The organism is Martelella endophytica (assembly GCF_000960975.1).
In the GTDB taxonomy this organism is placed as follows: Bacteria; Pseudomonadota; Alphaproteobacteria; order Rhizobiales; family Rhizobiaceae; genus Martelella; species Martelella endophytica.
The window spans coordinates 1,683,087-1,709,264 of record NZ_CP010803.1 but is presented as its reverse complement, the minus strand read 5'-3'; the positions used below and the strand labels follow the sequence as shown (position 1 = coordinate 1,709,264).

Genomic DNA, 26,178 nt, shown 5'->3' with positions numbered 1-26,178 from the left:
TATGTTTTAGAGCCTTTCCAAAGAGATAGCACCGATCTGGGATCCATATGACGACTGCGAACAGCAATTATTCCATTCGCGACGAAATCCGCGACTACTGGTCCGATCGCGCCGAAACATTCGATCAGAGCGTCGGCCACGAGATTTTTTCCGAGGCGGAGCGGCAGGGCTGGCAAAGGCTGATCAAAAAGCATCTCGGAGAGGGAGATGGGCGCAGCGCGCTCGATCTCGCCTGCGGCACGGCGGTCATTTCGCACCTGTTGCACGATGTCGGCTTTTCGGTGACCGGCCTCGACTGGTCCGATGCCATGCTTGCCCGCGCACGGGCCAAGGCGCAGACCCGCGGCGCGGATATTCGCTTTATCGCCGGCGACGCGGAAAACACGCTGGAGCCGCCGGAAAGCTATGACGCGATCACCAATCGCCATCTGGTCTGGACATTGGTGGATCCGCCCGCCGCATTCGGCGAATGGTTTTCGCTGCTGAAACCGGGGGGAAAGGTCCTCATTGTTGACGGCAACATGGGCAAGGAGACCTGGGTCAAGAGCCTGCAAAAATTGTGGGCGCGCGTAGCAAGCAAACAGGCTTCTGACCCCGTGAGCCCCGATATGGTCATGCGGCTTCAGAAAATCCGCGAACGGGTTTACTTCTCAGGCGAAATGCCGGCCCAAGCCGTCGCCGATCTTCTGGCGCAAGCCGGTTTCGAGAATATCGTGATCGATCGCAAGCTTTCCGACATCCATTGGGCCCAAGCCCGCCGTATGCCCTTCCTACGCGGTCTCGACCGCATGGTTCAGGAACGGTTTGCCATTTGCGCTACAAAACCCGACTAGAACGCGGGTTAGGCCTTTGCATGAATTCAGCTCTCGCCGTTGAAAACAGGCTGTCGGAAGTACAGGCTTAGAGATAAGCTCGTTCTGAATGGCACAACCTGCATCTATGATCGAGAAAGGATGTTGCCATCCAGACAGACGCGTTTAAGGAAGGTTTTTTTTTTGCAACAGGAGAACAATTCCGCCCAGTACCCACTTCCCGACAATGAAGAAGAGCGTCTGGCTGCTCTGCAGGAATATCGGTTGCTGGATACGCCTCCTTACCGAAGAGATCATGGCACGAAGCGAAAAAGGCGAAGTCATGCTTCCCTTATATTCGTGGCTGGAGGATCAACTTGAAAAACGAGAACAGAATCGCGCTATTAAGGCGTCGGTTCGCGCACGGGCTCAGCGCCGCAAAGAGGCTATATAATTAGTCTGCCCTGTTCATAAGTCCGCGCGGTCGGAATTGAGCGCAATTTTTTCCAGTTCTTGGCGTTTCCAATCGAGAGATCCACCTGACCCGTACTTGGGTCTGTCTATCGAATGTCCCATGATCATCATTCGCAATTCTGTATCCAGACCCGCATTTTTCATCCGATCTTCAAAGGCATGGCGGATCGAAGATGTCGTCTTGATCTCCCGAGGATCATCGCGCTCCACCCGTGGAGCGATAGCAATATGCGGAACCTCATGATCAAGCTTGATCTGGTCTGCGACAAGGTTGCAAACTTCCTAGGGCCGCGCACCAGTCTCAATCAACACGTATATAATGCGCCTGGCTTCATCATTTAAATTCGCAAGCGCGCCTTTCGCCAGAATGTGCTTTTCAAGCCATTCGGCGGAAAACGGCGGTCGCTGCAAAATTATCTTGTCGCGGAAGGATAAGGTTATCGAAGGGATTGTTGTTGTTGATACGCCTTGATAGCGCTGATAGCAACGCCAGATAGAGCTCGAACGCCTCCGAAAACCGAGCACGCGGCCGGACCTCAAGCCCCATGAGCGCCGTGGCGTCCATGCTTTTAGGCGGCGACATCGATAAAGCATCGAGACGCGCCATGATTTGGTCCCCCGTTTCGCTCGCCACTAGATCAGCCGCCGAACGATAGGTGAAGCCCAGGGCACGCGCACGTGCCACCGCGGCGCGATAACGCGCACCCGCCCGACCGCGATCGTCTCCTCTTAGAAAAGCGCCCCACAGCTCGTTGCCCGCTTCTTCGTAAGCATCCCGCTTGATCCGGGCCATCGCCAGATCGCGCGTTCTCAGAGAAATACGAATTGCTGGTGCACGAGCGTCAAGATCAAGGGCAAGCTTCGGAACGCGCCGGACATACATGTTTATGTCTTTGCGCGAAGTCAGAAAACGGTCAGGATTTTTGCCGTGAGAGGACGCTCGCATACCGCTTGTTGCTTCATTTGCTACACACTTTGTTGCACGCAAATTGACGCAGATGTTGGTGCCCCCTGCCGGATTGATAGCACCTACACGATTATTGTTTTTGCTTTATTTTCTCTAACGCGAGCTTATTATGCTACACATAATGTTACTCAATTTGCAACACATAGATAGCGAAGCGGACTGGGAACGGCGTGACATGTTCGATTCATATCGGCATGCCAATGACTGCGCACAAGCACTCGACAGCAGTACGCATTGGTCCCATGCGGGGTCCACACCGCCGTCAGGCCGCTTTTCCTGCGCTTTGAAAAGATCGTACCGCACTGTAAAAGAGACTTCCCGTCAGCCAAACGCAATAGAGGCTTCGCGTTCAAGCTGACCGAAATCCATCCACGCCGCCCAGCACTTTCGGACGTCTGACCCTGGAAAACGCCGTACCTCTATCATCAAAGAGATGCAAAGCGTCCGGCTGAAAGGTAACAGGGTATGCGCCCCCGCGGCTCCAGAACGTATCACCGCTTGCTTTCACCATAAGCGACTGGCCACCTGCCCCCTGCAACTGTAGCATGGCATGATCGCCAATGTTCTCGGCAACCTCGATGGCGCAGGCAAAACCACCAGCATCGCCAGCGGGGTCGATATGTTCCGGGCGAATGCCGATCGTCACCGTGTCGCCGCTGCGCGTATCAGAAGCAGGGCGAACCGGCACCGAAACCCGAGCAAACCCGGGAACCTCCACAATAATCGCGTCGGCTTCCACGGCGTCGATGGCCCCTTCGAGAAAGTTCATCTTCGGCGAACCTATGAAGCCCGCAACGAACAGGTTTTGCGGCAAGTGATAGAGCTCCAGCGGGGTGCCCACCTGCTGCACATCGCCATGGTCAAGCACCACGATCCGGTCGGCAAGGGTCATCGCCTCGATCTGGTCGTGGGTGACATAGGCCATGGTGGTGCCGAGGTCGCCATGCAGTTTCGCGAGTTCGAGCCGCATATGGACGCGCAGCGCCGCGTCAAGGTTCGACAACGGTTCGTCGAAGAGAAACACCTGCGGGTCCCGGACGATCGCCCGGCCAATGGCGACGCGCTGGCGCTGACCGCCCGAAAGCTGACTGGGACGCCGCTCCAGCAGATGCTCGATGTGCAGAATGCCGGCCGCCGCGCGCACCTTGCGGTCGATCTCGTCCTTCGGGCGCTTGGCGAGCTTGAGGCCGAACGACATGTTTTCGTAGACGGTTTTGTGCGGATAGAGCGCATAGGACTGAAACACCATGGCAATGCCGCGCGCCTTGGCCGGAATATCATTGCAGCGCTTTTCCCCGATCAACAGATCGCCGCCGCTGACCTCCTCCAGCCCGGCAATCATGCGCAGCAGCGTGGATTTACCGCAGCCGGAAGGGCCGACAAAAACGATGAACTCGCCGTCGCGCACCTCAAGGTCAATGCCCTTGATGACTTCCAGCGCACCGTAGGACTTGCTCAGATTTTTCAGGGTAAAGCCGGCCATTGATTTCCTCCACGGCTGTTTCGCGTCTGTCAGGGCCGCGCGTCGAAGACGACGCCATTGCCGGTGATGAACTGGTTCGAATAAGGGTAGAAATGCTTCTCGAAGGGCATGCGCGGGGTGGCGGCATAGCGCACGGCAAACTCCTCCGACCTGAAGAAGGCCTCGGTCGCCGCCCGCAGTTCCGCCTTCAGCGCCGCCTCTCCCGGCGCCCGGGAGAGATCGTTCCACTCGTCAGGATCATCGGCGAGGTTGTAGAGTTCCTCGGCGCCGTCCAGGTAGAGGCAGTATTTCCAGTCACCCCGGCGCAGCATGCAGCCAGCGTGGTCCGGCTGCTTCAGCACGGCGCTCTCGCAGAAAAGGTTTCGGTCCGGCGGCCCGCCCCCGGCAAGAACCGGCGCGAGGTCCAAGCCTTCTAAACCCTCTGGCGGAGAAATCCCCGCCGCGGCGCAAAGGGTCGGGTAAAGGTCGATCAGTCCGGCAAGCGCATTCGTCCGGCTACCCGCCTCTGCTACACCGGGCCAGCGGATGATCAGCGGAACACGGGCGGAATCCTCATAGAAGACGGTCTTCTGCCAGAGCCCCCGCCGCGCCGCCATCTCACCGTGATCGGAGGCGTAGATGACGATCGTATCCTCGAAGAGACCGAGATAGTCGATCACATCCAGAAGCCGGCCGACGGCATCGTCGACCCATTCGACGCAGCCGTAATAGGCAGCCAGTGCCCGGGCATTCACCGCATCATCGCCTCGGTGATGCGCCGTGCCGCTCGCCGCCGCCGCTTTCCGCACAAAGGCGGGCGCATGGGAAAGCCAGTCGGGATCATAGTCTGGCAGTTCCACCCTGCCCGCGAAGCGCTCGAAGAAGCGACGCGGCGGGTTGATCGGAAAATGCGGTTTGTCGAAATGGACGGCCAGAAAGAACGGCGAATCTACCGGTCGTCCCGCATGGCCCTGCAGCCATTTGGCCGCCTCGCTGACGCAGATCTCCGTTTGCGTCATGGCAAGAGGAATGCCTGAAGGGCCGGCATCGCCCAGGATATCGCCAAGACCGGATTCGTTGGCGTGGCGGGCGGGATCCGGCTGGTGCGCCTGGCCGTAGAGATCACCATAGGGGCGTTCCTGAAAGCCCTGGAACTGCTCGCCGTTGAAATGCGTCTTGCCCACAAGCGCGGTGCGGTATCCGGCGCTGCCGAGCGCGCGCGCCAGCGTTGGGCCGTTGGCGGGGAGGATGTGGCGATTGTCGTAAATGCCGGTCGTGCGGCAGTATTTTCCGGTCAGAAGGCTCGCCCGGCTGGGCACGCAAAGCGGGTTCTGGCAATAGGCATTGTCGAAACGCATGCCGCCCGCGGCCAGGCGGTCGAGCGACGGTGTTTCCACCGGCGTGTCCGCACAATCACCCATCGCACGCACGCTGTGCTGGTCGGAAAACAGGAACAGAATATTAGGCTTCTTTTTCATGATCTCTTCCTCAGGCCTTGACCGCGCCGCCAAGCCGAAGACCACCCTTCTGCAGCGGCTTCTGGATCAGGAAATAGACGAGCAGCGTGGGCGCCGTGTACAGCAGCGCAAAGGCGGCAAGTTGGCCATACATGGCCTCGCCATATTCTCCGAAGAAGCTGTAGAGCGAGACGGCCATCGGATAATTGTCGCGGCTTTGCAGCAGGATGAAGGGTACGAAGAAATTGCCCCAGTTCTCGATGAAGGAGAGGATGAAGATGGTCGCGATCCCCGGCGCCAGGAGCGGCACGACGATATAGGCGACGCCTTCCATGCGGGATGCCCCTTCCGTCCACGCCGCCTCTTCCAGATCGGTCGGAATGGCATCCATGAAGCCCTTCATCAGCCAGACCGCAAAGGGAAGCTCTGCGGCCGTGCGGAAGACGATGACGCCCGCAAGCGTATCGACGAGGCCGATATGGACGAACATCACATAGATCGGCACCATGATGGCGGTGATCGGCAGCGCGCTGGCAAAGACGATGGTGTAGATATACTGCTTTCCGTAGCGCAGCCTGTAGCGCGACAACGGATAGCCGGCGAAGAGCGCGAGGATGACCACCAGGCACGACGTCCCGGCCGAAATGATGACGCTGTTCATGAAGGGGCGGATCGCGACATCCTCCGTCAGGATCGCGCCGAAATTCGTCAGGCTCCAGCGGGCCGGCAGTTGGATGGCAAGCGTCGCCTTGGCATCGAAGGCCGCCAGCACCATCCACACCATCGGTACGACGAAGGCGATGGCAACGAAGGTGAGCGCGATATCGGCGGCCAGCCGGTCGCGGGTCTTGGCCTTGGCAAGATTAGCCATTGCGCGCTTCTCCCACTTTGAACAGACGGACATAGATGAGGGAGGCGATGACGCCGAAGCCAAGCAGCAGGACGGCGATTGACGAGCCGTAGCCGATAAGGCCGAAATCATAGGCCTGATTGTACATCAGGAGCGGCAGCGTTTCCGAGCGCGTGCCGGGCCCGCCCGCCGTGGTGATCCAGATGATACCGAACACGCCGAGCGTGTTGAGCGTGGTCAAAACCACATTGATGGCGATCACCGGACGGATGATCGGCAGGATGACACCGAAGATCGATTGCATGCGCCCTGCCCCGTCGATCTCGGCGGCTTCAAGCACTTCGCTCGAGACATCCTGAAGCGCCGCGGAGTAGACAAGCATGGAGAAAGCACAGCCGCGCCAGATGTTGATGACGATCACGGCGGCGAGCGGCGCCGTCAGAAGCCATTGCTGGTGGGCAAAGCCGAAAATATCGAAAATCTGGTTCATGCCGGATTCGTCGCCGCGCAGGAATGTGTACCACAGGAAGCCCGCGACAACTTCCGGCACAACCCAGGCGGTGATGACGATGACCGAGGCCAGGCTCTGAATGGCGGGCGTCGCCATCTGCCGCACATAGGCAATGCAGAAGCCGACAATGTTCTGCCCGGCAACGGAGAGGCCGACGAAAACTGCCGTCCGCCCGAGCGCCGCCCAGGTGCGCGGATCGGTGAACAGGTAGTAGTAGTTCTCAAAACCGATAAAGCTTGGATTGCGGGCTGCATAGCCCGACAATCCGAGATTGGTCATGGATGTGTAGATGGCCCAGATGATCGGCACCAGAAAGAAGGCGACGATCATCAGGGTGGCCGGGGCAAGCGGCACAATGCGCATCAGCACTGCTGCCGGCCCTTGGCCCGTTCCGCTTGCCCCTTGCGCCATGTCAGTTCGCTTTTTCGACGTTCGACGAGCCAGCAAGGCGGGTGAGCTGGCGGTCGAAGCGGCCGGCGGCGTCTTCGACGCTGTCTCCGCCGACCGTTACGGCCTCCATCGTCTCCTGGATGAGCGAGGAAACCTGCGGATAGATTTCCAGCGCCGGCCGGAAATTGGTCACCTCAACCAGAGAGGAGAAGAAGCCGGCGGTCGGATTAGTCTCGAGATAGGTCTCGTCCGCGATGACGTCCTTGCGCACGCCGATTGATCCGGCGCGAATGGCATAGGTCAGGCTGTTTTCGAAATTGGCGACCGTGGTCATGAAATCGAAGGCGAGATCCTTGTCCTCGGTATTCGGGCTCATGGCGATGGTCCAGCCGCCGGACATGGAGGTGAAGCCGTTGCCCTGGCCATTCTGCGTCGGGATTTTGGCCATGCCGAGCGTCTCGTTCCACGCCGCCCAGGGCGCGGTGCCGCCCTCGATCCAGCGCGCCCAGATCCAGTTGCCGTCAATGAACATGGCAACCTTGCCCTCGGGCACGCGCTGTTCGACCAGAACGTTCTGGAAGCTCGAATCCTGAAGATCGGTATCAGACACGAGATAGCCGTTGTCATAGGCGGTTTTCAGGAAGGCCAGCGCATCGCGGAAGCCTTTGGATCCAACGATCCATTTCTGCGTTTCCGGATCGAAAAGCGTTGCCGAGAGCCCACCCGGCGTGCCGGAGATCAGGTTCATGAGACCGCGCATCGTGCTCGCCTCGTTGCCGGCCTTCGTCACATAGATATTGATCGGATCGACGCCGGGGAGGTTTTCCTTCACCTTGGCCGCGGCATCGAGAATGTCCTGCCAGGTCTTCGGCTGCCAGTCAGCCCCCACTCCGGCCTTTTCGAGAAGGTCCTTGTTGTACCAGATGGCTTGGGTGTCGGTGCCGAGCGGAATGCCGTAAACCTTGCCATCGACGAAAGACTTGCCGTTCTGGACCGCGATCTGGGAGAACTGACCCCACTCGTCCCAGCCGGAAAGCCGCTCGTCCAGCGGCTCGAGATAGCCCGCGGCGGCATCCGCGGTGATCTGGAAACCATCCTCATAGATGATGTCAGGCGCCGTCGATGCCGACTGGTTCATCAGCGAAACCTTGGTGTAGTAGTCGCGCGCCGACGAACTGATCGCGTTGAGCTCGATCGTGTCGCCGGGGTGTTCGGCCTCGAATTCGGCCTTGGCCGCCTCCATCACCGCCGACACATAGGGCGATTCGCGATAGACAACGGACAATTCCTCCGCCTGCGCCAGGGCAGGTAGACCACAGGCAAAGCCAGCGGCCAGCAGCGTTGACAGCTTCAATTGAGCACGCAAATTCATGTTGTTTCCTCCCTAAAAGACCTGCAAACGATATCACATATTTTTCGCTGGTCAACAAAGCCTCGCACCAAATTTCACGCTCAATACGCGAATTCTGCCCCTAAAAATAGCCTTTTTCGGGACTTCTCTTTGATGTATTGACTAAATTTAAGGCGCATGCCAATGATACAGACATGCAATCGTTACCAGATAAGTGATATGGCAGAACAAAGAGACACTATGACGCCCGTCGTCCTGGCGGTGGATATCGGGGCCACCAAGATCGCCGTCGGCCTCGTGCATGCCGATGGCGCAATCGCCTTTCAGTCTCGCGAGCGCTCGCCCGTCAGGGCGGAGCCGAGCCTGGCGCTGATCGAGCGGCTCGGCCGGACAGCAGAGGCCCACGCCAGAAAGAACGGGCTCACCATAAAGGGAACGGGCATTGCCTGCGGCGGACCGCTCGACCTCGAAAAAGGCCTGGTCCTGTCTCCGCCCAACCTGCCGGACTGGGATCGCATACCGCTGACAAGGCAGATGGAAACCAGCTTCGGCGCGAAGGCCTATCTGCAGAATGACGCGGCTGCGGGCGCAATCGCCACGGCGCTCTGGGACAATCCCGACGCGGTGAGGGACGTGACCTATATCACCGTCTCTTCGGGGATTGGCTGCGGCGTCATCACCGATGGCTTTCTTTATACCGGCCATACCGGCAACGGGTCGGAGCTCGGCCACATCCCGCTGATTTACGATGGCCGCGCCTGTAACTGCGGCCTGACGGGATGTTTTGAAGCCTATGTCTCGGGAACATCGATCGGCAAGCGCTACACCGAGGCCAAGACCACGTGCATGGCGACGCCGCGGTCCTTTTCCGCGCGCGACGTCGCCGAAGCGGCGCTTGCCGGCGACGGGGAGGCCCGTGCCTTCTGGGAGAGTTCGATGAGCATGCTTGCCCGTGCGGTGCGCGCGGCCGCCGATCTGTTCGATCCCGCCCTGCTGGTGATCGGCGGCGGCGTGACCGAGGCCGATGGGGAGCTCTTCGCGCCCGCGATGGCGCTCGTCGGCAGCAGCATGGCCGCCGGCGTCGGTCAACGCCTGACGGTGCGCAAGACGGGCTTCGGCCGCAATTCGGGCGTCGCCTCTGCGGCCGCCGTCGCATGGAACGAAATCGGCAGCGCCACGGGCGTCAAGGTGAGGATCAGAGAATGACGGCAAGCCTGGAAGAAGAGATGGCGGCCCATTTTGCCATGAACGCGGAAATGCGGGCTCGCCTTCCCGATATCATCGCCATCGCTGACGCGATCTGGCAGAACGTCTGTGCGGGCGGTTGCGTCTATCTGTTCGGCAATGGCGGTTCGGCCGCAGAAGCGCTGCATTTCAGCGGCGAACTGATTGGGCGCTACAAGTCCAACCGCCGCCCCCTGCCCGCCACATGCCTCTCCGCCGATGTCTCGGCGCTCACCTGCATCGGCAACGACTTCTCTTTCGATGCCGTTTTCGCCCGCCAGGTCACGGCTCTTGCCGGGCCGCAGGATATCGTCATTGCCTTTTCCACGAGCGGACGGTCGGAAAATATCCGCTCGGGGATCGCCGCCGCCTGGGCAAAAGGCGCCAAAACCGTTCTCTTCACCGGCCAGAACGGTGCCGAAATCGCGAAGGATTGCAGCCTCGCCTTCATTTCACCCCACACGATGACCGCCCGCATTCAGGAAATGCACCAGCTTGCCATGCACCTGATCTGCGCCCGTCTGGAAACACTCGTCGCGGAGAGCGAAAATGTATGAGCAGAAATCGCGTTTTGCCACCATTCACATGGTCGGCCATGCCCATCTCGATCCCGTCTGGCTGTGGCGCTGGACGGAAGGCTATCAGGAGGCCCGCGCGACGCTTGCCGCAGCCGTCGCCCTTCTGGAGGAGTTCGAGGATTACGTCTTCACCTTCGAACAGGTCGCCGTCGTCGACTGGATCCGCGAGAGCGACCCAAAGCTGTTCTCCCGGCTTCGCGACCTCGTCATGTCCGGGCGCATCGCCATGGTCGGCGGCTGGTGGGTCGAGCCGGACTGCAATCTGCCGAACCTCGAATCCTTCGTGCGCCAGGGCCTGATCGGCCAACGCTATCTGCTGGAGCATTTCGGCGGCATCGCCAATGTCGGCCTCAATGCCGACCCCTTCGGCCACTCCGCGGCCCTGCCGCAGGTGCTTGCCGGCCACCGCATCGCCTCCTACTGCTTCCTGCGCCCCGGCCCGCACGAAATCGACATGCCGCATACGCTGTTTGAATGGCAGGGCCTTGGCGGCGCCTCCGTTGATGCCTACCGCATCCCGCATGAATACTGCACGACCGCGGAAGACGTCGATCGCCACATGGAGGCAGCCATCAGCAAGATCGGCGCGGCACTTGAGGACGAGGCCATGGTCTTCTATGGCGTCGGCAATCATGGCGGCGGCCCGACCCGGCGAAACCTGAAGAGCATCGAGGCGCTTGATGCGGACGGCCGGTTCGGAAGACTGGTCATGTCCGGCCCCGACCGCTATTTCGAGGCGCGCCGGAAGAACGGCAAGCCCATGCCGGTTCACGAGGGCGAGCTTCAGCGCCACGCCGCCGGGTGCTACGCGGCCTTTGCGAAGATCAAGCAGATGAATCTGAAGGCAGAAGCCGCACTTCTGGAGGCGGAGCGCTATGCCACGCTTTCCGCAGCCACACAGGGGCTCTCCTATCCCAACGAAAAGCTCGACGAGGCATGGAAGACGCTGCTCTTCAACCAGTTCCACGACATCCTGCCAGGAAGCTCGATCCTTCCCGCCTGCGAAGACGCGGTCCATGCCCTTGGCGGCGTGATCGCGACGGCAGACAGGGTCACCAACCGCGCCCTGCAGATCGCCGCCCGCGACATCGCCATACCGGCAGACGAGGAAACACAGCCGGTCATCGTCTTCAACCCGCATCCGTTCGAAACCGAGATCACGGCCGAGCTGGAGCTCTCCTTCCTGCCGGGAAACTGGATCGTCAGCGCCGAGGATGGCGAGGAGACGCCCTGGCAGAAGATCAGGGCCGATGCGACGATCCGCGAGGAAGACATCTTCCGCGACCGCTATCGCGCCCGCATTGCCTTTCCCGCCAAGGTGCCGGCCTTCGGCCACAGGCTCTATCGCGTGCGTAGGACCGATACGCCGCAAACCACACCGCAGGTCCAGGCACGCGCTCACGGCACCACCATCGAGAACGCGCATCTGCGGGTGACGATCAACCCGCAGACCGGCTGGCTTGACGAATTCGTCACTCTTGCCGACGGGCAGGATCTCGCCCCTGCCAAAGGCGCTGTCCATACCGTCGTATCGCCCGATGGTTCCGACACCTGGGGCCACCGGGTCGAGACCTATGTGGGCCAGGGCCGCCAGTTCGAAGTCGAGAGCATCCACATCGAGGATGCCGGCCCGGTTCGCGCCGCCATCCGCGTCAATGCCCGCCTCGGACGCTCGCGCCTGAGCGAACTCTTCGTGCTCGACAGCAATGCCCGCTCGCTTGAAATCCGGACCGAAATCGACTGGCAGGAAGAGCTTCACCTTCTGAAACTGCGCTATCCGACGGCGGTTTCGTCCAGTGAGGCGCGCTACCAGATGCAATATGGCTATGTGGAGCGGCCTGCGGACGGTCTCGAATATCCCGGCCAGCGCTGGGTCAGCGTCGCCAGTTCGGATGGCAAGCGGATCAGCGTGATCAACAACGCCAAATACGCCTATGACTGCGTCGATGGCGATATCGGCATCACCGCCGCGAGAAGCCCTGTCTTTGCCTGGCATGATCCGCGCGAGCTGCGCGACAACGAGCATTATCACTATCAGGATCAAGGCCTGCAGCGCTTCATCGTGCGGCTTTTGCCCCAGACGGGCGACGATATGGGAGAGGCAAGCCGGCTTGCCGAAATGATGGTCATGCCGCCCCGGGTGATGATGGAAAGCTTCCATCCCGGCGACGTGCCCGCCGCGCGCGGGCTGATTTCCGGCCTTGAGGAAACGTCCGGACTGCGGCTGACGGCGCTCAAACCCTGGGAAGACGATCCTGCGGCAACCGTTATGCGTTTCGTCAATGACACGTCCGGCCCGATTGCGGCCCGGCTTGGGCTTGACTTTGCCGGCGGCCATCTGCTTTCGCTCGACCTCGAACCTTTCGAAATCCGTACGCTCGCCGTCACGCCTTCCGGCAAGATCGTCACCCTCGATCTTCTCGAGTTCGAGCCCGACCGCCAATTTCACCTCCTGTCCGAAGGGATCTGACCATGGCCCGCCAACCCGAAATCTGGCCGCCCCTCCTCACGCCGTTTCTGGAAAACGGGGAGATCGACTATGGGGCCATCCAGGGTCTTGTCGACTTCTATCTCGCGCGCGGCGTTGCCGGCCTGCTGGTCACAGGACTTTCTGCCGAACCGCTTTCGATGAATGATGTTGAGCGCGCCGAGATCGTCGCTGCTTCAGTCCGCGCCGTGGCGGGGCGCGTTCCCATTGCCGCTTCGGTGTTCTGCAAGGAAAACGAAGCCTGGCCTGAGGCAATTGCGCGCGTAAGGGCAATCGGCGGCGTCGATTGCGCCGTGCTTTTGACCGGACACCTCGTCGAAGAGGGTGAAAGCGACGAGCGTTTTCTCCAATGTCTTGAGACGATCATCGCCGATAGCAGCGGCGATCTAGGTCTCTACGAGGCGCCCCGCCCCTATAAGCGCCTGATCTCGGACAAGGCTCTTGCCTGTGCGGCTGAGAGCGGACGCTTCACCTTTTTGAAGGATACATGCTGCGATCTTGCGCGAATCAAGCGCCGGATCGACATTGTCGGCGGCAGCCGGCTGAAGCTTATGAACGCCGAAGTGGCAACATTTCGGGCCTCGTTCAAGGCCGGTGCGGACGGATTCTGCGGTCTCATGGCCAATGTCTTTCCGGACATGCTTGAGCGGGCGGCGACCGAGGAGACTGATGCGCTCTCACTGCTGCTGACCGCCGGGGATATGGCGCTGGAGCAGAGCTATCCCGGATCTGCCAAGGCACTGCTCAGCGAAAATTATGGGGTCGGCCTGACCAGTTTCTCACGCGTTTTGGGGCGGCTGACGACGCGCAGCGACTGCACCGGTCTTTTCGCTCTTGATGAATACTTCAACAGATACCAGAAAACGCGCTAAAAGAGCATTTTTGATGAGGCACGTACTCCATGGCAGATAAGCGCGTCACGATCGGCGATATTGCGGAGGCGGTCGGTCTTTCGACATCGACCGTCTCGCGCGCACTCAGCGGCAAGGGCTATGTCGCGGCAGACGTCAAGGCGCGCGTCGTCGCAGCGGCGCAGAAGATCGGCTATGTGCCCGACCTCAATGCCCGCAATCTCAGGCAGGGCTCCAGCACACAGATCGGCCTCGTGGTCTCAAGCATTCTGGACCCCTTCTATGCCGAGCTTGCCACCGGTTTTCAGGAGGTCGCGCGGGCGGAAGGATACGAGGTCATCCTGATCATAGACCGCGCCGATCCGAAGGAGCAAAGGGCGGCAGTGAAGTCGCTGATCGCCATGGGTGTTTCGGCAATCGCGATCACGCCGGTCTCCGCAGAAGCGGTGGCAAGCGTGCGCGATTTCGGCCGACCGGTCCTGCAGGTCGACCGCTCCGTCAGCGACGACAACGCCCTTGTCGCAGGCGACAACCGAGCCGGCGGCAAGATGGCGACCGAACATCTGATCGGCTTCGGTCATGAACGGATCGCCCTCCTCATCGATCACGACCAGTGGACGACAGGACGGGCGCGCATCGAGGGCTGGCGCGAAGCCTTCACGGAGCGCGGACTTGCCGTGCCGGAAGACCTCATTTTCAAGCTCGGATCCTCCGACGCGGAAATCGCCTCCGGTCTTGACCGTTTTGTTGGCGCGCTGAAATCAAGGTCGATCACCGCGATCTTCTCGGCCAACAGCGTCGTCTCGCAACGCCTTTACGTGGCGCTTGGCAAGCACGGTGTGCGCGTTCCAGAAGATGTCTCGGTGGTGGCCTATGACGATGCGCTCTGGATGACGATGGTGGCCCCGACCATCAGCGCCGTCAGCCAGCATGTCGAAGAGATGGGCCGCCATGCTGCGGAATTGCTCATCCGACAGATCGGCGCGGGTCGTAAAGGCCCTTGGCCCGTTCGCACCTTTGTTCAACCGAGCCTGATAGCGCGCTCCAGCGTGCTCGCTCTGCATAACGGGTGATGATCGAGCCCCAGGCTCTGACACGGCAAAGACCGTGAGCGGAGATGTCGGAATTCCGCAGACGCCGAAGCTCCGGCCGGCCGCTCAGTCGTGCCAGCCAAGGCGCTGGGAGATCACGCGCGCCTGATAGACAACGATCTTGGCCAGATCCGGGATTTCGTTTTCGGGAATCTGCCAGGCCGGGCCGTTGACGCTGATGCCGGCGAATACGCGGCCGTTCTGATCGTGGATCGGAGCGCCGAGACATCGCAGTCCTGGCTGATGCTCCTCATTGTCCACGGCATAGCCCTTCTCGCGAATTTCGGCCAGAGCCCTTCGCAGATCATCGGGATCGGTCATGGTCTGGTCGGTGTAGCGCGACAGGCCCGCCGCAATCACACGCTCGACGGCGTCTTCCGTCTGAAAAGCGAGGATCGCCTTGCCGATGCTCGTGCAATGCACCGGCGCGTTCTCGATCATGCCCGCTTTGGTATGGCTTTCGTTTCCGGTACCCACACGATGGATGACAACGGCCTGCATCCCGTCGAAAACAGCCAGATGAACGGTCTGGCCGGTCATGTGCTGAAGAGATTCCATCATCGGCCGGGCTTCCCGGCGCACATCGAGATTGGCGAGCACAATATCGCCGAACTCGAACAGCCGGAGCCCCAGGCGATAGCTATCGCGCTCCCTGTCCTGATCCAGAAACCCGACCTCCCGCATGGAAGCCACCAGCCTGTGCGTCGTGCTCTTGGGAAACCCAGTCCGCTGGCATATCGTCGCAAGCGATAATGCACGGTCGTTGACCGAAAAGCACTCCAGGATGCGCACCACCTTCGACAGCGACTTCAACCCCTCGTCGCCTCTGCTTTTCCCCCGTGCGGTCTGATCGTCTTTCATTATTACCCCCAAAAGCGTTCCGTGAACCCGCTTGCCATAATAAGGAATTCAATCCTGCTATACGGAACATCTAAATCGTTTCAGTCTCAAGATAGTTTCTGAAACGAATTGATCAAGAGACACCATAACCGATCTTCACCGTGCCGTAAATCCCACTATTCGGAACGCTATTCTTTTTTTTGGGATTTAGGTTGACACACTCGGTCTCTGGTGAGAGCATTATTTCGCGGTACAGCGTTCCATTATGCGGTATTGCTACCGGGAGGTTTGATTTGACGTTCAACGCCATTGCGATGCGGCGGCGCCGTTTCTGAACACAAAGGGCATCGGCTTTCCTGCCCGCGTCAAACAAAGGGGGATTCTGGACCGCAGGGCCTTGTCGGCTCTTTTCGGAACCCAAAAGGAAGATTGGGAGGAGAATTCAATGAATATTCTGAAGACGCTTCTGGCGACGACCGTGATCGTCGTCGGTGGTTTTTCGGCAGCGTGCGCCGAATACCCGGAGCGGCCGATCACGCTGATCGTGCCCTGGGGCGCAGGCGGCGGAACGGATGCCACCGGACGAATCCTGGCAACGCTGATGGAAGAAGAGCTGGGTCAGCCGATCAATGTCGTCAACCGCACCGGCGGCGGCAGCGTCATCGGCCACAAGGCAATCGCCGACGCCGATCCCGATGGTTACACGCTAGGCATCATCACCACGGAACTGTCGATGTTCCATTGGCTCGGCACATCCGAGCTGACCTACAAGGATTTCACGCCGCTCGGCCTTTATAATGCCGACCCGTCCGCCGTGGTCGTCAGAACGGACGGCCCGTTCGACAGCATGGACGCGCTTACCGCCGCGATCGAGGAAAATGCCGCGGCGATCCGGGCCGGCGGCGCCAATCAGGGCGGCGTCAATCACCTGGCCTATGTCACGCTGGTGAACGAGCTTGACGGCAACAGGGCATTCTGGGTGCCGACCGAAGGCGCCGCTCCTGCCCTGCAATTGCTGGCATCCGGAGCGATCGATGTCGGCGTCGTCCAGCTTCCCGAGGCTCAGGGATTGATCGATGCCGGCGAACTCAAGGCGCTGTCGATCCTCGGCACCGAGCGCGATCCGGCACATCCGGACCTGCCGACCATCAAGGAAAGCACCGGTATCGACTTTCCGATCAATGGCTGGCGTGGCCTCGGCGGGCCAAGCGACCTCCCCGACAACGTCAGCGCGACGCTGATTGAGGTCATGGCCGATGTCGTCAGCAGCCCCGCATTCGCCGACCTGATGGCCAAGCGCTCCTACGGGGTCGTGTGGGAAGGCGGCGACGCCTTCGTCGACTACCTCGCCCAGCGTGACGAGGCCTTCGGCAAGGCCATGAACGCCGCCGGTCTCGTCAAGGACTGACGGACCGAACCGCGCCGCCGAAGGCACTCCATTCAACATCTGAAACTCGGTTCTTTTCGGCCGTATCCCGGTCGGAGTGCCTTCGGCCGTCTGCTCGCGACACCAACGGAAAGGAGTGAGGCCATGAGTGACACCTCACCAGAAGACGACAATGCAGATCGCGTCGCCACCGGCGTTCCGGACACCGTCCTCGGATTGCTTTTCGTGATCGGCGGCGTGGTTCTGGCTGTCACCGGAACGCGGATGGAGGGGCTCGGCGGCATGACGATCGGCGGGGGAACCCTGCCCATCATCATCGGCTGCGCCTTCGTTCTGGCGGGCGGCATCCTGGCGTTTCAGGGACGCGCGGAAATCGCGATGCTGCGCCGTCATGCAGCTGTGCTGTTCAAACGCGAGGATTTCACCTGGTTTCCGGTCACAGTGCTGGTGAGCCTTGGCCTCTACATCCTGCTTCTGGAATCCGTCGGCTTCCTGCCGCTTACCTTCCTGTTCATCCTGCTGATGATCCGCATCGGCGGCGGCGGCCTGGTGCGCGGCGGCCTCTATGCAGCATTTCTAACGGTGTTCATCTACTTCCTTTTCGTCAACGGACTTCGCGTTCCGTTGCCGGTCGGCATTCTCGGGTGAGGAGAAACGACCATGCATGTCTTTCTCGAAGCAATCGAACTTGTCATCACGCCCTATACATTGCTGGTGATCTGCGCCGCAGCGACTTTCGGCCTTTTCGTCGGGGCCATTCCCGGCCTCACCGCCACGATGGCGACGGCGCTGCTTGTGCCTTTCTCCTTCTACATGGATCCGGTTCCCGCCATCGCAGCAATCGTGGCCTGCACCACGATGGCCATCATTGCGGGCGACATCCCCGGAGCGCTGATGCGCATTCCCGGCACCCCGGCCTCCGCTGCCTATGTCGACGAGGCCTATGCCATGACCAAGGCCGGGCGGCCGGCGAAGGCGCTGGGCATTTCCATCTGCTCGTCATCGGTCGGCGGCATGATCGGCTTTGTCGCCCTGCTCTTCATCGCGCCGGCCCTCGGCAAGATCGCACTGCAGTTCTCGAGTTTCGAATATTTCTGGCTGGCCATGCTGGGGCTGTCATGCGCGGCGCTGATCAGTTCGGGAAGCAAGATCAAGGGAACGCTTTCGCTGCTTCTCGGCCTGTTCATCGCGACCGTCGGCCTCGACCCGCTGACTGCCACGCCCCGCTTTTCCTTCGGCTGGACGGAACTGATGGGCGGCATCAGCTTCATACCGGCCATGATCGGCATGTTTGCCCTGTCCGAAATCCTCCGGCACAAGACGAATGAGGCCGGCGAGCGCGAACCGGTCATGAAGATCGGGAATCCGCTGGCCGGAATGGCACGCACTCTCTGGCACCATAAGCTCAATGTCCTGCGCGGGAGCGCTTTCGGCACGGTGATTGGCGCCTTGCCCGGCGCCGGCGGCGATCTCGGCGCCTGGATCGCCTATGCGATCTCGAAGAAGTTGTCCAAAACGCCGGAAAAATTCGGGACCGGACATTCCGAAGGGCTGGTGGAGGCCTCCGCGACCAACAATGCCGCGCTGAGTTCGGCATGGATACCGGCCATGGTCTTCGGCATTCCCGGCGATGCGGTCACGGCCATTGCCGTGGGTGTTCTGGTGATGAAGGGCATGAATCCGGGCCCGACAATCTTCATCAACAATCCCCAGAACTTCTACGCGGTCATGATCGTCTTCGCGCTGGCGAACCTGCTGATCATCCCCCTCGGATGGCTTGCAGTGCGTTTTTCACGCTCGATCTTCCGCCTGTCGCGCACCTATCTCAACGCCTCCATTCTCGCCTTCTGCATCGTCGGCTCCTACGCGGTCAACAACTCGGTTTTCGGTGTCGGCGTGATGCTGGTCATGGGCGTGATCGCCTTCATTCTCGAGAGCAAGGGGTTCCCGATCGCGCCGATCATCCTGGGCATCGTGATCGGCCCGCTCGTCGAGAAGAACTTTCTCACATCGATGATCATCGCCGACGGAAACTTTCTGGGCTTCTTCGAACGCCCGATCGCCGCCGGACTGGGCCTCTTCACGATCGCCATCTGGGTGCTGCCCCTGATCGTCAGAGGCGTCAGCCAAACCCGCAAGCTTGCCGGCGCGACCGGCGGGATCGCCGATACCGACCGGGGCTCGCAGTAAGGCGCGAGGAACCGGCAACTCCAACAGAAAGGACATGACGGAAAAGCAATACCGACGACACACCCGTACCGGGACAACCATCGTTTGGAAAACTCCAGAAAGAGACTGAAATGTATAACAAGGACACTTACGGCCGCGTTCTCATCCCGCTCGTCACCCCTTACGGCGAAGACCAGAGCGTCGATCACGGCAAACTCGCGGCACTCGCAACCCATCTGGTCGACAACGGCTTTGCCGACTCGCTCATCCTGTCAGGCACGACCGGCGAGTTTCACACACAGACATTCGCCGAACGGGTCGCCATTCTCGAAACGGTCAAGAAGGCGGTCGGCGGCCGCGTTCCGCTGATCGCCGGCGTCGGCTGCACCTCGACGATCGAAACGATCGCGCTCGGCAAGGAGGCAGAGAAGCTAGGCTTCGACACGGTCATGGTCGTAGCGCCCTACTACACCAAGCCGGCACAGCAGGAGATCCACAACCACTTCGTCAATGTCGCCGAAGCGCTTTCGGACCTCAACATCATGCTCTACAACATTCCGATCTTCACCGGTGTCAACATTGACCCCGATACGGTCGGCAAGCTTGCAGCGCTCGACAATATCGTGGCAATCAAGGAGGAGGCAGAACTCAATCCCAAACAAATGACCGCTTTCCTCAACGCCACCCCGGAAGACTTCATCGTTTACAATGGCGACGACACCATGGTTCTCGAAGCCTTCACGCAAGGCGGCGAAAAGCGGATCGGCGGTGTCGTATCCGGCGCTTCCCACGTAGTCGGCGACTATATTCGCAAGATGATCGACACTTTTCTGGCAGGCAATATTGCCGAGGCCGCGGCGATGCAGCGCAAGCTCTATCCATTGCTGAAGGTCATGGGAATCAACGGTCGCACAAACCCGGTATGCCTCTGGAAGGATGCCATCCGCCTGACCGGCGGGGATGCAGGCCTGCCGCGCCTGCCCCTGACCCCGGGCACGCCAGAAGAAGTCGAAGCTGTTCGAAAAGCCCTTTCCGACTTCGGCATCCTCTGACGCAACCACCGGGAGAGGACGCTGGCGGGCGTCCTCTTCTGGAGCCCCGAACCGATTTGACACAGCCAGATGCAAGGCCACAGGACAACAGATCATGAAAAAAGGTACATCATTCCACGGGATCATTCCACCCGTCGTCTCGACCTTCACCAAAGACGAGGAGATCGATAAAGCACTCTATCGTCGCGAGGTTCGCTACCTGCTGGATGCAGGCGTCCATGGCATTTCGCCCGGCGGAAGCACCGGCGAGGGCGCGGCGCTCACGAATGCCGAGCTGGTGCAGATGATCGATATCATCAAATCGGAAAACCGTGCGGGCGTTCCCATCGTCGCCGGCGTCGCCCGCTGCTCCACCGCAGCAGCAATCGAGACCGCGATGGCAGCCAAGAAGGCCGGCGCGGATGCGCTTATGGTCACGCCGACATTCTACAATGTCCTGGTGCCGGACGCGGCCGGCAACAAGCGCTTTTACGGCGCAATTTCCGAGGCGGTTGGCCTGCCGATCATCATCTACAACGTCGTGCCGCAAAACGAGATCTCGTCCGAACTCTTTTCCGAGCTGCTCGACATCGAACATGTAATCGGCGTCAAGCAGAGCGTTGGCGGCATCATGGCCATGTACGACATGCGGATCGCCTGCGGCGATCGCGGCATGGTTTATGCCGCAACCGACGAAATGCTCCATTCCTGTTTCGCACTCGGCGCCGATGGCGCGATCTCTGCTATTCTGGCTCTTTTCCCCCGGCTTTCGGTTCGCATGTGGGATCTGACGCGAGCCGGAAAATACGACGAGGCGCTCAAGATCCAAAATCGCCTCTATCCCCTCTGGAAGATCGTGCGCGGACCGCAATTTCCCGCCCGCATGAAGGCGGCAGCCGGGCTTCTTGGGCGCGATTGCGGCTTCTCGAAAAGCCCGATGTCCGACGTGCCGGAAGAACTGGTCGACCGGATGTCGGCAATTCTGAAAGGCGTGAAAGACGAATAGAAGCAGGAGATATTGCATCGGTCTGAAGCGGCAATAACAGGTGCAGCTGCAAATCAACCGATGACTCTGTGACAGCAGGAAATTTTATTCGGAGGCGGCCGCGCGAGCGAGGTGACTGGCGTGCCGCCCACGATCTCCAGCTTCGCAGACTCGCAGCTTATGCACGCCGCATCAGGCCAGATCCGCAACTAGCGAACGGTCTTTTTCCTACTAACGCCACTTCCCTTTCTTATTTTGGGCAGGGAAATGTCTAGAATTTATAGGTCTACTCAAGATCACTTTGCGGGCCTTTTAAGCCTGCCCGGAAGGCGCCCCTATCGGCACGTTCCAGGCGTCCAATGCAAATCCTGAAAGTTGACCTTCGCTGAGAGGTGAGTACACGACTGGGAGATATACGGAGCTGATGACCTGAGACCCGGCTCCGATCGAGCGGACATGGCGCGTTTTTGTCCGCCGTCGTTGTTCTGGCGGGCCTGCCTCGGATCGCGCCTTGCAGCTCCATCGTCCTCATGAGCCGGGCGACAGTGCATCGGGCAATATCGAAGCCCTCGCGCTTTAACTGCCGCCAGACCTTGCGCACGCCATAAACCCGGAAGTTCTCGTGGAACACGCGGCGTATCTCGATCTTCATGGCCATGTCACGGCGAGCGCGGACCGACAGGCGATCCACGTCAGTGCGCTTAGCAACGGCATCGTAGTAGGTGGATGGGGCAATCGGCAGAAGCCTGCAGATCGGCCCAATATCCGACATTGGCCCAAGTACGGAACGATGTTCATCGATGAAGGTAACCATCGCTTCAGTGGGCGGTCGAGCTCCGCCTGGGCAAAATAAGCAGACGCCTTGCGCAAGATCTCGTTCGCCTGACGAAGCTCCCGGTTCTCGCGTTCCAAAGCCTTCATCTTCTCCGCGACATCGCTCGGTAAACCGGCTCGCTTGCCGCTATCCACCTCAACCTCCCCCACTCATTGAGCGTATGTGCCGAGCAACCGATCTTTGCAGCTATCGAGGAAATAGCTTCCCACCGCGAAGGATGTTCGGCTTCGTGTTCCATCACCATCCGAACAGCCCGGGTGCGGACCTCTGGCGAATATTTATTGGTCGTCTTGCTTGTCATAGACCCTACTTCTCACGAGTTGGGGTCTCCGGCAAACCTGGCGCGGTTCACGGTTCGGTATCGGTTTTGCCGACCGCCGGAGGTCGAACTGCGAACGAAGCTGCGCGATCTGGCAAATGAGCGGCGGCGTTTCGGATACCGACGGCTGTTCATTTTGCTTCGGCTTGATGGAGAGCCGTCCGGCGTCAATCGCATCTACCGACTGTATCGGGAGGAACGCCTTTTCGTGCGCAAGCGCAAAGCCAGGAGGCGTGCTGTCGGAACGCGTGCGCCGGTCCTCGTCGAAGCAAAGGTAGATGCCCGCTGGTCGCTGGATTTTGTCCACGATCAGTTCGCGTGCGGCAGACGCTTCCGCGTGCTCAACATCGTCGATGACGTGACGCGCGAATGCCTGGCAGCAATTCCTGATACGTCGATCTCTGGTCGCCGTGTCGCACGAGAATTGACAACGCTGATCGAGCGGCGCGGCAAGCCCCGCATGATTGTCTCAGACAACGTCCTATGTCGAGAAAATCTGGCTGCTTAGGTCAGCAGGTCATAGGGCATCCGGTGTCCCGGGTGCCTTGTCAAGATTGCCCAGACGGGCTCTGCCGTCAAGAAATGATCTCTTCCATAGCAAACACAGGGTACGCGCGATGGCGGCCCTCACCGTCCTTAATACGAGATCCCAATTCCCAAGCAGAAGGCCCGAACATTATCTACGAGGTCAGATGCCTGCCTCCACGGCTCGTGTCAGAGAGAGGTCCTTCCGCCTGGGCTCACCCCCTCGAAGAAGGGGCGATAGGGTTCGCCGTGTTTAACTACGGCGTGTACGGTGCGCGCCATCTTTGCCGCGATCGCGGTGTAGGCCTTGCGACGCAGATGAGCGTTGTGTCGATCTTTCGAGATGTAGCGTTCGAACTTGTCACGAAAGCTGTTGGTCCGCTTGAGAACGGCAGTCTGGCCGGCCATCCAGAGCGTACGACGCAGGCGGGCGTTGCCGTACTTCGATATGCGGCTTTGACCGCGGAACATGCCAGACTGCACAGTGGCGAGGTCCATGCCGCAGAACTTCAGGAATTGCCGGTGATGTCGGAACCGGCGCAGGTCACCTGCCTCGGCCAGAATGGTCATGGCGTTGATCGGACCGATACCGGGAATGGTTGTCAGCAACTGATAGTCCGGCAACTCGGAGAGCAGCTCGACTGCCCTGGACTCGATCTCGTTGCGTTGGCGGACAAGGCTTCTGCCTTCGGCAAGGACAAGGCGGAACATGCGAACGGCGTCGGAATCCGGATGCACGGGCAGTCCCACGGAATCGACGGCCGTGGCATAAATGTCTGAAAGCAAGCGCTCTTTGGAGACCTTCTTGCCAACCACCTGCCAGGCATCTGCGATGAAGGCGTCCCTGTTCATGGCCGTAATCATCGTCGGTGTCGGATACTTCTCGAGGAACGCCAGGAACCAGTCGGTCCGAGAGCTTCGATGAAACCGCTCAGCCTCGGGGAAGTAGAGTGGCAGGTAATGCGTCAGAATGCGGTGCCAAAGCTCGGTCTTCGAGCGTGAGATGATCTCGTGGGTCTTCGAGAGCTCCTGAATGTCTGCTGTCCCGACGACCAGGGGATCATGGAAAAACTGCACTGCTCCGATCTCGAGCATATGCAGGATAACCTGAGCATCCTTCGGGTCATTCTTGTCCCAGCTGTTGTGCAGGGCCTCCCGCGTCCGGGCAAGGCCGACAGAAGAGACGAGCTTCAGCTCAAACCCATACTGGCCGAGATGGTGCGCCAGCGGCCGGTGATAGTTACCGGTCGCCTCGAACCCGATCCGCACCGGCAGATCGTAGCTGGCTAGGGCCGCAGACAGTCTTCTGAAGTCCTCGAGTGTATTGGTGACCGTCATGCGCCGGCGGCGCTTCTTGCCCGGAATTCCGATCAGCACCTCGTGGCGATGCTTGGAAATGTCGATGGCGACCAGCAAGGTCGCGGATGTAGTATGGTGGATGGTCATAGCCTGTCTCCTCAGCGGTGTGGTTCAGCAAAACCACTGTTGAGACCTGGGACCGGTTATGGCCACCCACTACGCTATTTGGGGCTCCGCGGCTGGCCATAACCTATCGACAGCACTTCTTCCCGACGTGCTACGGCACGGAATTCACCTCGAATGCCATCCTCGCCTGGTCCAAGGATCACAAGGTTGAGTGGCACTACATCGCACCGGGAAAGCCAATGCAAAACAGTTATATCGAGAGTTTCAATGGTCGCATGCGCGACGAACTACTCAATAAAAGCCTGTTCTTCGGCCTCGATCATGCCCGAAGCGTCATTGCTGAATGGGTAGATGATTTCAACCATTTCCAACCGCACTCATTGCTCGGATGCCAGACCCCGGCAGGCTATGCCGAAACCATCACCGCAGCCGGCACCAACGCTACGCAAAATGAAAGCTCCGCGTTTCCACCGGTTGCTTACACCGCGCCATTTGGCGTATCAAAAACCGCCCAGGCTCTAATCGCAGCCGGATGAAAATTCAGTGGCAGGTCAATCTTCGGACACCATTTGAGGATAGCCATACTGATCATCTCCGTGCCATTTCGGAGACAGTTGTCTTTGGTGTTTCGCTGAAGATGCTTGAAAGTTAGCGTCTTGGACTGAGTTTCTCGAAATTTCTCATAATGTAGCCGAATACTGTGTACATCGAATCCATATTGTTTCTTTGTCTACGGCCTCAATTTCCATGCTCTGTCTGCAGCGGGGTGCCGAGATCTTGCGAAGGTAAAACTTAGCGAGCCTCTTGACTGTCACAAGCTGGTCGCCGTCAATGCGTCCTCGAATTTTCATTCGTTGGTAGACACCTTTCGGAAGGTGCTGGGGGGCAAGCCCACGCGCTGCGAAAATGCGCGCGTCAGATGTGTGGAATCGCTATATCCGAGTAGATGGGCGATCTCGGTCACCGGCATGTCAGTGTTGACGAGCAGCGCCTTGGCCCGCTCTATCCGTACTTCGGTAACAAGCTGCCGATAGGTGCTGGATTCTGCCCGTAACCTGCGCTGCAGGGTTCTTGGTCCAAGACCAAGACGATATGCCACTGTATCGATTTGCGCTGCACCTACTAAAAGATCGATATGGATCGTCTCGCGCACGAGTGACGAAAACGTTCTGGGCGGACCCTTTGTCACCATGTATTTCAAATGATGGCGCCGGATTAGAGACGTACTTGCATTCTGGCACTGCTGCGGCCGATCAAGAAGTGCCGGAGAGAAGGCGAACGACATGGCCGCACTGCCATGGCGGATTGGGACACGGAGCATTTTCGCAACTTCCTCGACGCGTTGATCATAGTCGACATCCAGTTCGATCCAGTCCGGCCTCCAGTCGTCGCCGGTATAAACCTGAAACGTCTTGAGCAAGGCGGGGATCGTGTGTTGCAGATGCTGCAGACGATCGGCAGGTCGCTTTCCAAAGATGCGATAGGAATAAAGCGTCTGCCCACCGTTGGTCGACAGCGCCAGCTCAGTGCCGGTCTGATGGTATTCTATTGCCTTAGAAGCACGCGCCAGACATGCGCGCAGTGTGGGGGCCGTGCGCGAATAGTCGACCCAGGTGCCATAGTCGTCGATCATTTCCTGTCCCGCCTTCAGTCCGAACAGCGGATCGCCGGTCATAGCGGCGGCGGCCTCGTAAAGCGCGATCAGGCTATTGAGCGGCAACATCCGGTCGGCTTCCCGCGCCACATCGACTGGCAGGCCCACTTCGGAAAAAACATGATCGGCGGCATAACGGCCTTCGCGTCTGTCGATCAGCGCGGGAAGCGGGCCGATGCCCCGAACCGAGGTCATGGCGATTGAAGTTTCCAATCGAGGCATAACGGAACTCTGTCGTGAAATGGCAGGCTAATATTTTTTGATTCTAATAGACCTGAATGCGGGTGCGGCGGTCAAGGTTCCGCTTTTCCGGCGGAAAAGCCTGAAGCGGGACGATTGTGTGTGTGATCTCTGACGCGTGTTTGGCGGGGTTTGCCCGGGCTTTTCGACTGCACCCGCAATGTCTTCCAGTCTTGCCTTTGGAAGGGCGCCATTCTGGGTTCGGGGAATTTCGATATGCCAATGCCATCCATTGCCGATCACCATCTTGCGCTTGCGCCTTTTGCCGGGGTCGAGCGGCATG

General features: G+C 59.7%; 20 protein-coding genes, 3 pseudogenes and 1 other annotated feature. Of the genes and pseudogenes, 13 read left to right on the top strand and 10 right to left on the bottom strand.

Going from position 1 to position 26,178, the window contains the following annotated elements:
• Positions 1-47 precede the first annotated feature (47 nt).
• Positions 48-833: a class I SAM-dependent methyltransferase gene (locus TM49_RS07755; protein WP_045680324.1), complete on the top strand. Its 786-nt coding sequence runs from the start codon at positions 48-50 to the stop codon at positions 831-833.
• Between the two features lie 808 nt (positions 834-1,641).
• On the opposite strand, the gene TM49_RS23855 is transcribed toward TM49_RS07755, so the two are convergent.
• The 6 genes from TM49_RS23855 to TM49_RS07720 all read right to left on the bottom strand — a co-directional run bounded on the left by TM49_RS23855 (position 1,642) and on the right by TM49_RS07720 (position 8,274).
• A complete protein-coding gene (locus tag TM49_RS23855) occupies positions 1,642-2,148 on the bottom strand; it encodes a hypothetical protein (protein ID WP_244464815.1) in 507 nt (168 codons plus the stop codon).
• A gap of 433 nt (positions 2,149-2,581) precedes the next feature.
• Positions 2,582-3,715: an ABC transporter ATP-binding protein gene (locus TM49_RS07740; RefSeq protein WP_045680318.1), complete on the bottom strand. Its 1,134-nt coding sequence runs from the start codon at positions 3,713-3,715 to the stop codon at positions 2,582-2,584.
• Between the two features lie 29 nt (positions 3,716-3,744).
• On the bottom strand, positions 3,745-5,172 hold the full coding sequence (locus tag TM49_RS07735) for a sulfatase family protein (RefSeq protein ID WP_144409504.1): 1,428 nt from the start codon (positions 5,170-5,172) through the stop codon (positions 3,745-3,747).
• Between the two features lie 10 nt (positions 5,173-5,182).
• Positions 5,183-6,022: a carbohydrate ABC transporter permease gene (locus TM49_RS07730; RefSeq protein ID WP_045680315.1), complete on the bottom strand. Its 840-nt coding sequence runs from the start codon at positions 6,020-6,022 to the stop codon at positions 5,183-5,185.
• Complete coding sequence (locus tag TM49_RS07725) at positions 6,015-6,923, bottom strand: carbohydrate ABC transporter permease (protein ID WP_045680313.1); 909 nt, start codon at positions 6,921-6,923, stop codon at positions 6,015-6,017. Before TM49_RS07725 ends, TM49_RS07730 begins: the two co-directional genes overlap by 8 nt.
• Before the next feature lies 1 nt (position 6,924).
• A complete protein-coding gene (locus TM49_RS07720) occupies positions 6,925-8,274 on the bottom strand; it encodes an extracellular solute-binding protein (RefSeq protein WP_082074661.1) in 1,350 nt (449 codons plus the stop codon).
• A gap of 219 nt (positions 8,275-8,493) precedes the next feature.
• Here TM49_RS07720 and TM49_RS22580 point away from each other — a divergent pair, with 219 nt between their 5' ends.
• The 5 genes from TM49_RS22580 to TM49_RS07695 are packed head-to-tail and all read left to right on the top strand — an operon-like array spanning position 8,494 to position 14,467.
• Positions 8,494-9,459, top strand: a complete 966-nt coding sequence (locus TM49_RS22580; RefSeq protein WP_052699761.1) for an ROK family protein — start codon at positions 8,494-8,496, stop codon at positions 9,457-9,459.
• Positions 9,456-10,034 (top strand): D-sedoheptulose-7-phosphate isomerase, encoded by a 579-nt coding sequence (locus TM49_RS07710; RefSeq protein WP_045680309.1) that lies wholly within the window; start codon positions 9,456-9,458, stop codon positions 10,032-10,034. The genes TM49_RS22580 and TM49_RS07710 overlap by 4 nt, the downstream gene beginning before the upstream one ends.
• Positions 10,027-12,525: an alpha-mannosidase gene (locus TM49_RS07705; protein ID WP_045680307.1), complete on the top strand. Its 2,499-nt coding sequence runs from the start codon at positions 10,027-10,029 to the stop codon at positions 12,523-12,525. The genes TM49_RS07710 and TM49_RS07705 overlap by 8 nt, the downstream gene beginning before the upstream one ends.
• A 2-nt stretch (positions 12,526-12,527) precedes the next feature.
• A complete protein-coding gene (locus TM49_RS07700) occupies positions 12,528-13,415 on the top strand; it encodes a dihydrodipicolinate synthase family protein (protein ID WP_052699759.1) in 888 nt (295 codons plus the stop codon).
• 29 nt (positions 13,416-13,444) lie between these two features.
• The gene (locus TM49_RS07695; RefSeq protein ID WP_052699758.1) at positions 13,445-14,467 is read left to right on the top strand and encodes a LacI family DNA-binding transcriptional regulator; all 1,023 of its coding nucleotides are present in this window, start codon (positions 13,445-13,447) and stop codon (positions 14,465-14,467) included.
• An 84-nt stretch (positions 14,468-14,551) separates the two neighbouring features.
• Here TM49_RS07695 and TM49_RS07690 read toward each other — a convergent pair whose 3' ends face one another.
• A complete protein-coding gene (locus TM49_RS07690) occupies positions 14,552-15,346 on the bottom strand; it encodes an IclR family transcriptional regulator (RefSeq protein ID WP_045680305.1) in 795 nt (264 codons plus the stop codon).
• A 424-nt stretch (positions 15,347-15,770) separates the two neighbouring features.
• Here TM49_RS07690 and TM49_RS07685 point away from each other — a divergent pair, with 424 nt between their 5' ends.
• The 5 genes from TM49_RS07685 (at position 15,771) to TM49_RS07665 (ending at position 20,918) form a co-directional block, all read left to right on the top strand.
• Positions 15,771-16,733, top strand: a complete 963-nt coding sequence (locus TM49_RS07685) for a tripartite tricarboxylate transporter substrate binding protein (protein ID WP_045680304.1) — start codon at positions 15,771-15,773, stop codon at positions 16,731-16,733.
• 123 nt (positions 16,734-16,856) lie between these two features.
• Positions 16,857-17,360: a tripartite tricarboxylate transporter TctB family protein gene (locus tag TM49_RS22575; RefSeq protein ID WP_052699757.1), complete on the top strand. Its 504-nt coding sequence runs from the start codon at positions 16,857-16,859 to the stop codon at positions 17,358-17,360.
• A 12-nt stretch (positions 17,361-17,372) separates the two neighbouring features.
• Positions 17,373-18,902 carry a tripartite tricarboxylate transporter permease gene (locus tag TM49_RS07675; protein WP_045680303.1) on the top strand — a complete coding sequence of 510 codons (1,530 nt, stop codon included), beginning with the start codon at positions 17,373-17,375 and terminating at the stop codon, positions 18,900-18,902.
• A gap of 110 nt (positions 18,903-19,012) precedes the next feature.
• Positions 19,013-19,933, top strand: a complete 921-nt coding sequence (gene dapA / locus TM49_RS07670; RefSeq protein ID WP_045680302.1) for a 4-hydroxy-tetrahydrodipicolinate synthase — start codon at positions 19,013-19,015, stop codon at positions 19,931-19,933.
• Positions 19,934-20,027: 94 nt separating this feature from the next.
• The gene (locus TM49_RS07665; RefSeq protein ID WP_045680300.1) at positions 20,028-20,918 is read left to right on the top strand and encodes a dihydrodipicolinate synthase family protein; all 891 of its coding nucleotides are present in this window, start codon (positions 20,028-20,030) and stop codon (positions 20,916-20,918) included.
• Between the two features lie 421 nt (positions 20,919-21,339).
• Here the strand turns inward: TM49_RS07665 and TM49_RS22970 are convergent.
• Positions 21,340-22,033, bottom strand: a pseudogene (locus tag TM49_RS22970) (IS3 family transposase); the annotation flags it as partial.
• Positions 21,625-21,753, bottom strand: a sequence feature (AL1L pseudoknot). It overlaps the preceding pseudogene by 129 nt.
• A gap of 43 nt (positions 22,034-22,076) precedes the next feature.
• Between TM49_RS22970 and TM49_RS07655 the strand changes: the two are divergent.
• Positions 22,077-22,529, top strand: a pseudogene (locus TM49_RS07655) (DDE-type integrase/transposase/recombinase); the annotation flags it as partial.
• Between the two features lie 236 nt (positions 22,530-22,765).
• Here the strand turns inward: TM49_RS07655 and TM49_RS07650 are convergent.
• Entirely contained in the window at positions 22,766-24,022 is a 1,257-nt protein-coding gene (locus TM49_RS07650) for an IS110 family RNA-guided transposase (RefSeq protein WP_045680298.1), read from the bottom strand.
• A 131-nt stretch (positions 24,023-24,153) separates the two neighbouring features.
• On the opposite strand from TM49_RS07650, the pseudogene TM49_RS07645 reads away from it, so the two are divergent.
• Positions 24,154-24,537 (top strand): annotated as a pseudogene (locus tag TM49_RS07645) (integrase core domain-containing protein); the annotation flags it as partial.
• 311 nt (positions 24,538-24,848) lie between these two features.
• On the opposite strand, the gene TM49_RS07640 reads toward TM49_RS07645, so the two are convergent.
• Positions 24,849-25,877: an AraC family transcriptional regulator gene (locus TM49_RS07640; RefSeq protein WP_082074659.1), complete on the bottom strand. Its 1,029-nt coding sequence runs from the start codon at positions 25,875-25,877 to the stop codon at positions 24,849-24,851.
• Between the last annotated feature and the right edge of the window lie 301 nt (positions 25,878-26,178).

Excerpts from the sequence above, each read along its gene's own strand:
- TM49_RS07695 (WP_052699758.1), top strand. The coding sequence starts at position 13,445 with ATGGCAGATAAGCGCGTCACGATCGGCGATATTGCGGAGGCGGTCGGT.
- TM49_RS07640 (WP_082074659.1), bottom strand. The coding sequence starts at position 25,877 with ATGCCTCGATTGGAAACTTCAATCGCCATGACCTCGGTTCGGGGCATC.
- TM49_RS07735 (WP_144409504.1), bottom strand. The coding sequence starts at position 5,172 with ATGAAAAAGAAGCCTAATATTCTGTTCCTGTTTTCCGACCAGCACAGC.
- TM49_RS07685 (WP_045680304.1), top strand. The coding sequence starts at position 15,771 with ATGAATATTCTGAAGACGCTTCTGGCGACGACCGTGATCGTCGTCGGT.
- TM49_RS07755 (WP_045680324.1), top strand. The coding sequence starts at position 48 with ATGACGACTGCGAACAGCAATTATTCCATTCGCGACGAAATCCGCGAC.
- TM49_RS07675 (WP_045680303.1), top strand. The coding sequence starts at position 17,373 with ATGCATGTCTTTCTCGAAGCAATCGAACTTGTCATCACGCCCTATACA.
- TM49_RS23855 (WP_244464815.1), bottom strand. The coding sequence starts at position 2,148 with ATGTATGTCCGGCGCGTTCCGAAGCTTGCCCTTGATCTTGACGCTCGT.
- TM49_RS07720 (WP_082074661.1), bottom strand. The coding sequence starts at position 8,274 with ATGAATTTGCGTGCTCAATTGAAGCTGTCAACGCTGCTGGCCGCTGGC.
- TM49_RS07705 (WP_045680307.1), top strand. The coding sequence starts at position 10,027 with ATGTATGAGCAGAAATCGCGTTTTGCCACCATTCACATGGTCGGCCAT.
- TM49_RS07665 (WP_045680300.1), top strand. The coding sequence starts at position 20,028 with ATGAAAAAAGGTACATCATTCCACGGGATCATTCCACCCGTCGTCTCG.
- TM49_RS07650 (WP_045680298.1), bottom strand. The coding sequence starts at position 24,022 with ATGACCATCCACCATACTACATCCGCGACCTTGCTGGTCGCCATCGAC.
- TM49_RS07725 (WP_045680313.1), bottom strand. The coding sequence starts at position 6,923 with ATGGCGCAAGGGGCAAGCGGAACGGGCCAAGGGCCGGCAGCAGTGCTG.
- TM49_RS07690 (WP_045680305.1), bottom strand. The coding sequence starts at position 15,346 with ATGAAAGACGATCAGACCGCACGGGGGAAAAGCAGAGGCGACGAGGGG.
- TM49_RS07710 (WP_045680309.1), top strand. The coding sequence starts at position 9,456 with ATGACGGCAAGCCTGGAAGAAGAGATGGCGGCCCATTTTGCCATGAAC.
- dapA (WP_045680302.1), top strand. The coding sequence starts at position 19,013 with ATGTATAACAAGGACACTTACGGCCGCGTTCTCATCCCGCTCGTCACC.
- TM49_RS07740 (WP_045680318.1), bottom strand. The coding sequence starts at position 3,715 with ATGGCCGGCTTTACCCTGAAAAATCTGAGCAAGTCCTACGGTGCGCTG.
- TM49_RS22575 (WP_052699757.1), top strand. The coding sequence starts at position 16,857 with ATGAGTGACACCTCACCAGAAGACGACAATGCAGATCGCGTCGCCACC.
- TM49_RS07700 (WP_052699759.1), top strand. The coding sequence starts at position 12,528 with ATGGCCCGCCAACCCGAAATCTGGCCGCCCCTCCTCACGCCGTTTCTG.
- TM49_RS07730 (WP_045680315.1), bottom strand. The coding sequence starts at position 6,022 with ATGGCTAATCTTGCCAAGGCCAAGACCCGCGACCGGCTGGCCGCCGAT.
- TM49_RS22580 (WP_052699761.1), top strand. The coding sequence starts at position 8,494 with ATGACGCCCGTCGTCCTGGCGGTGGATATCGGGGCCACCAAGATCGCC.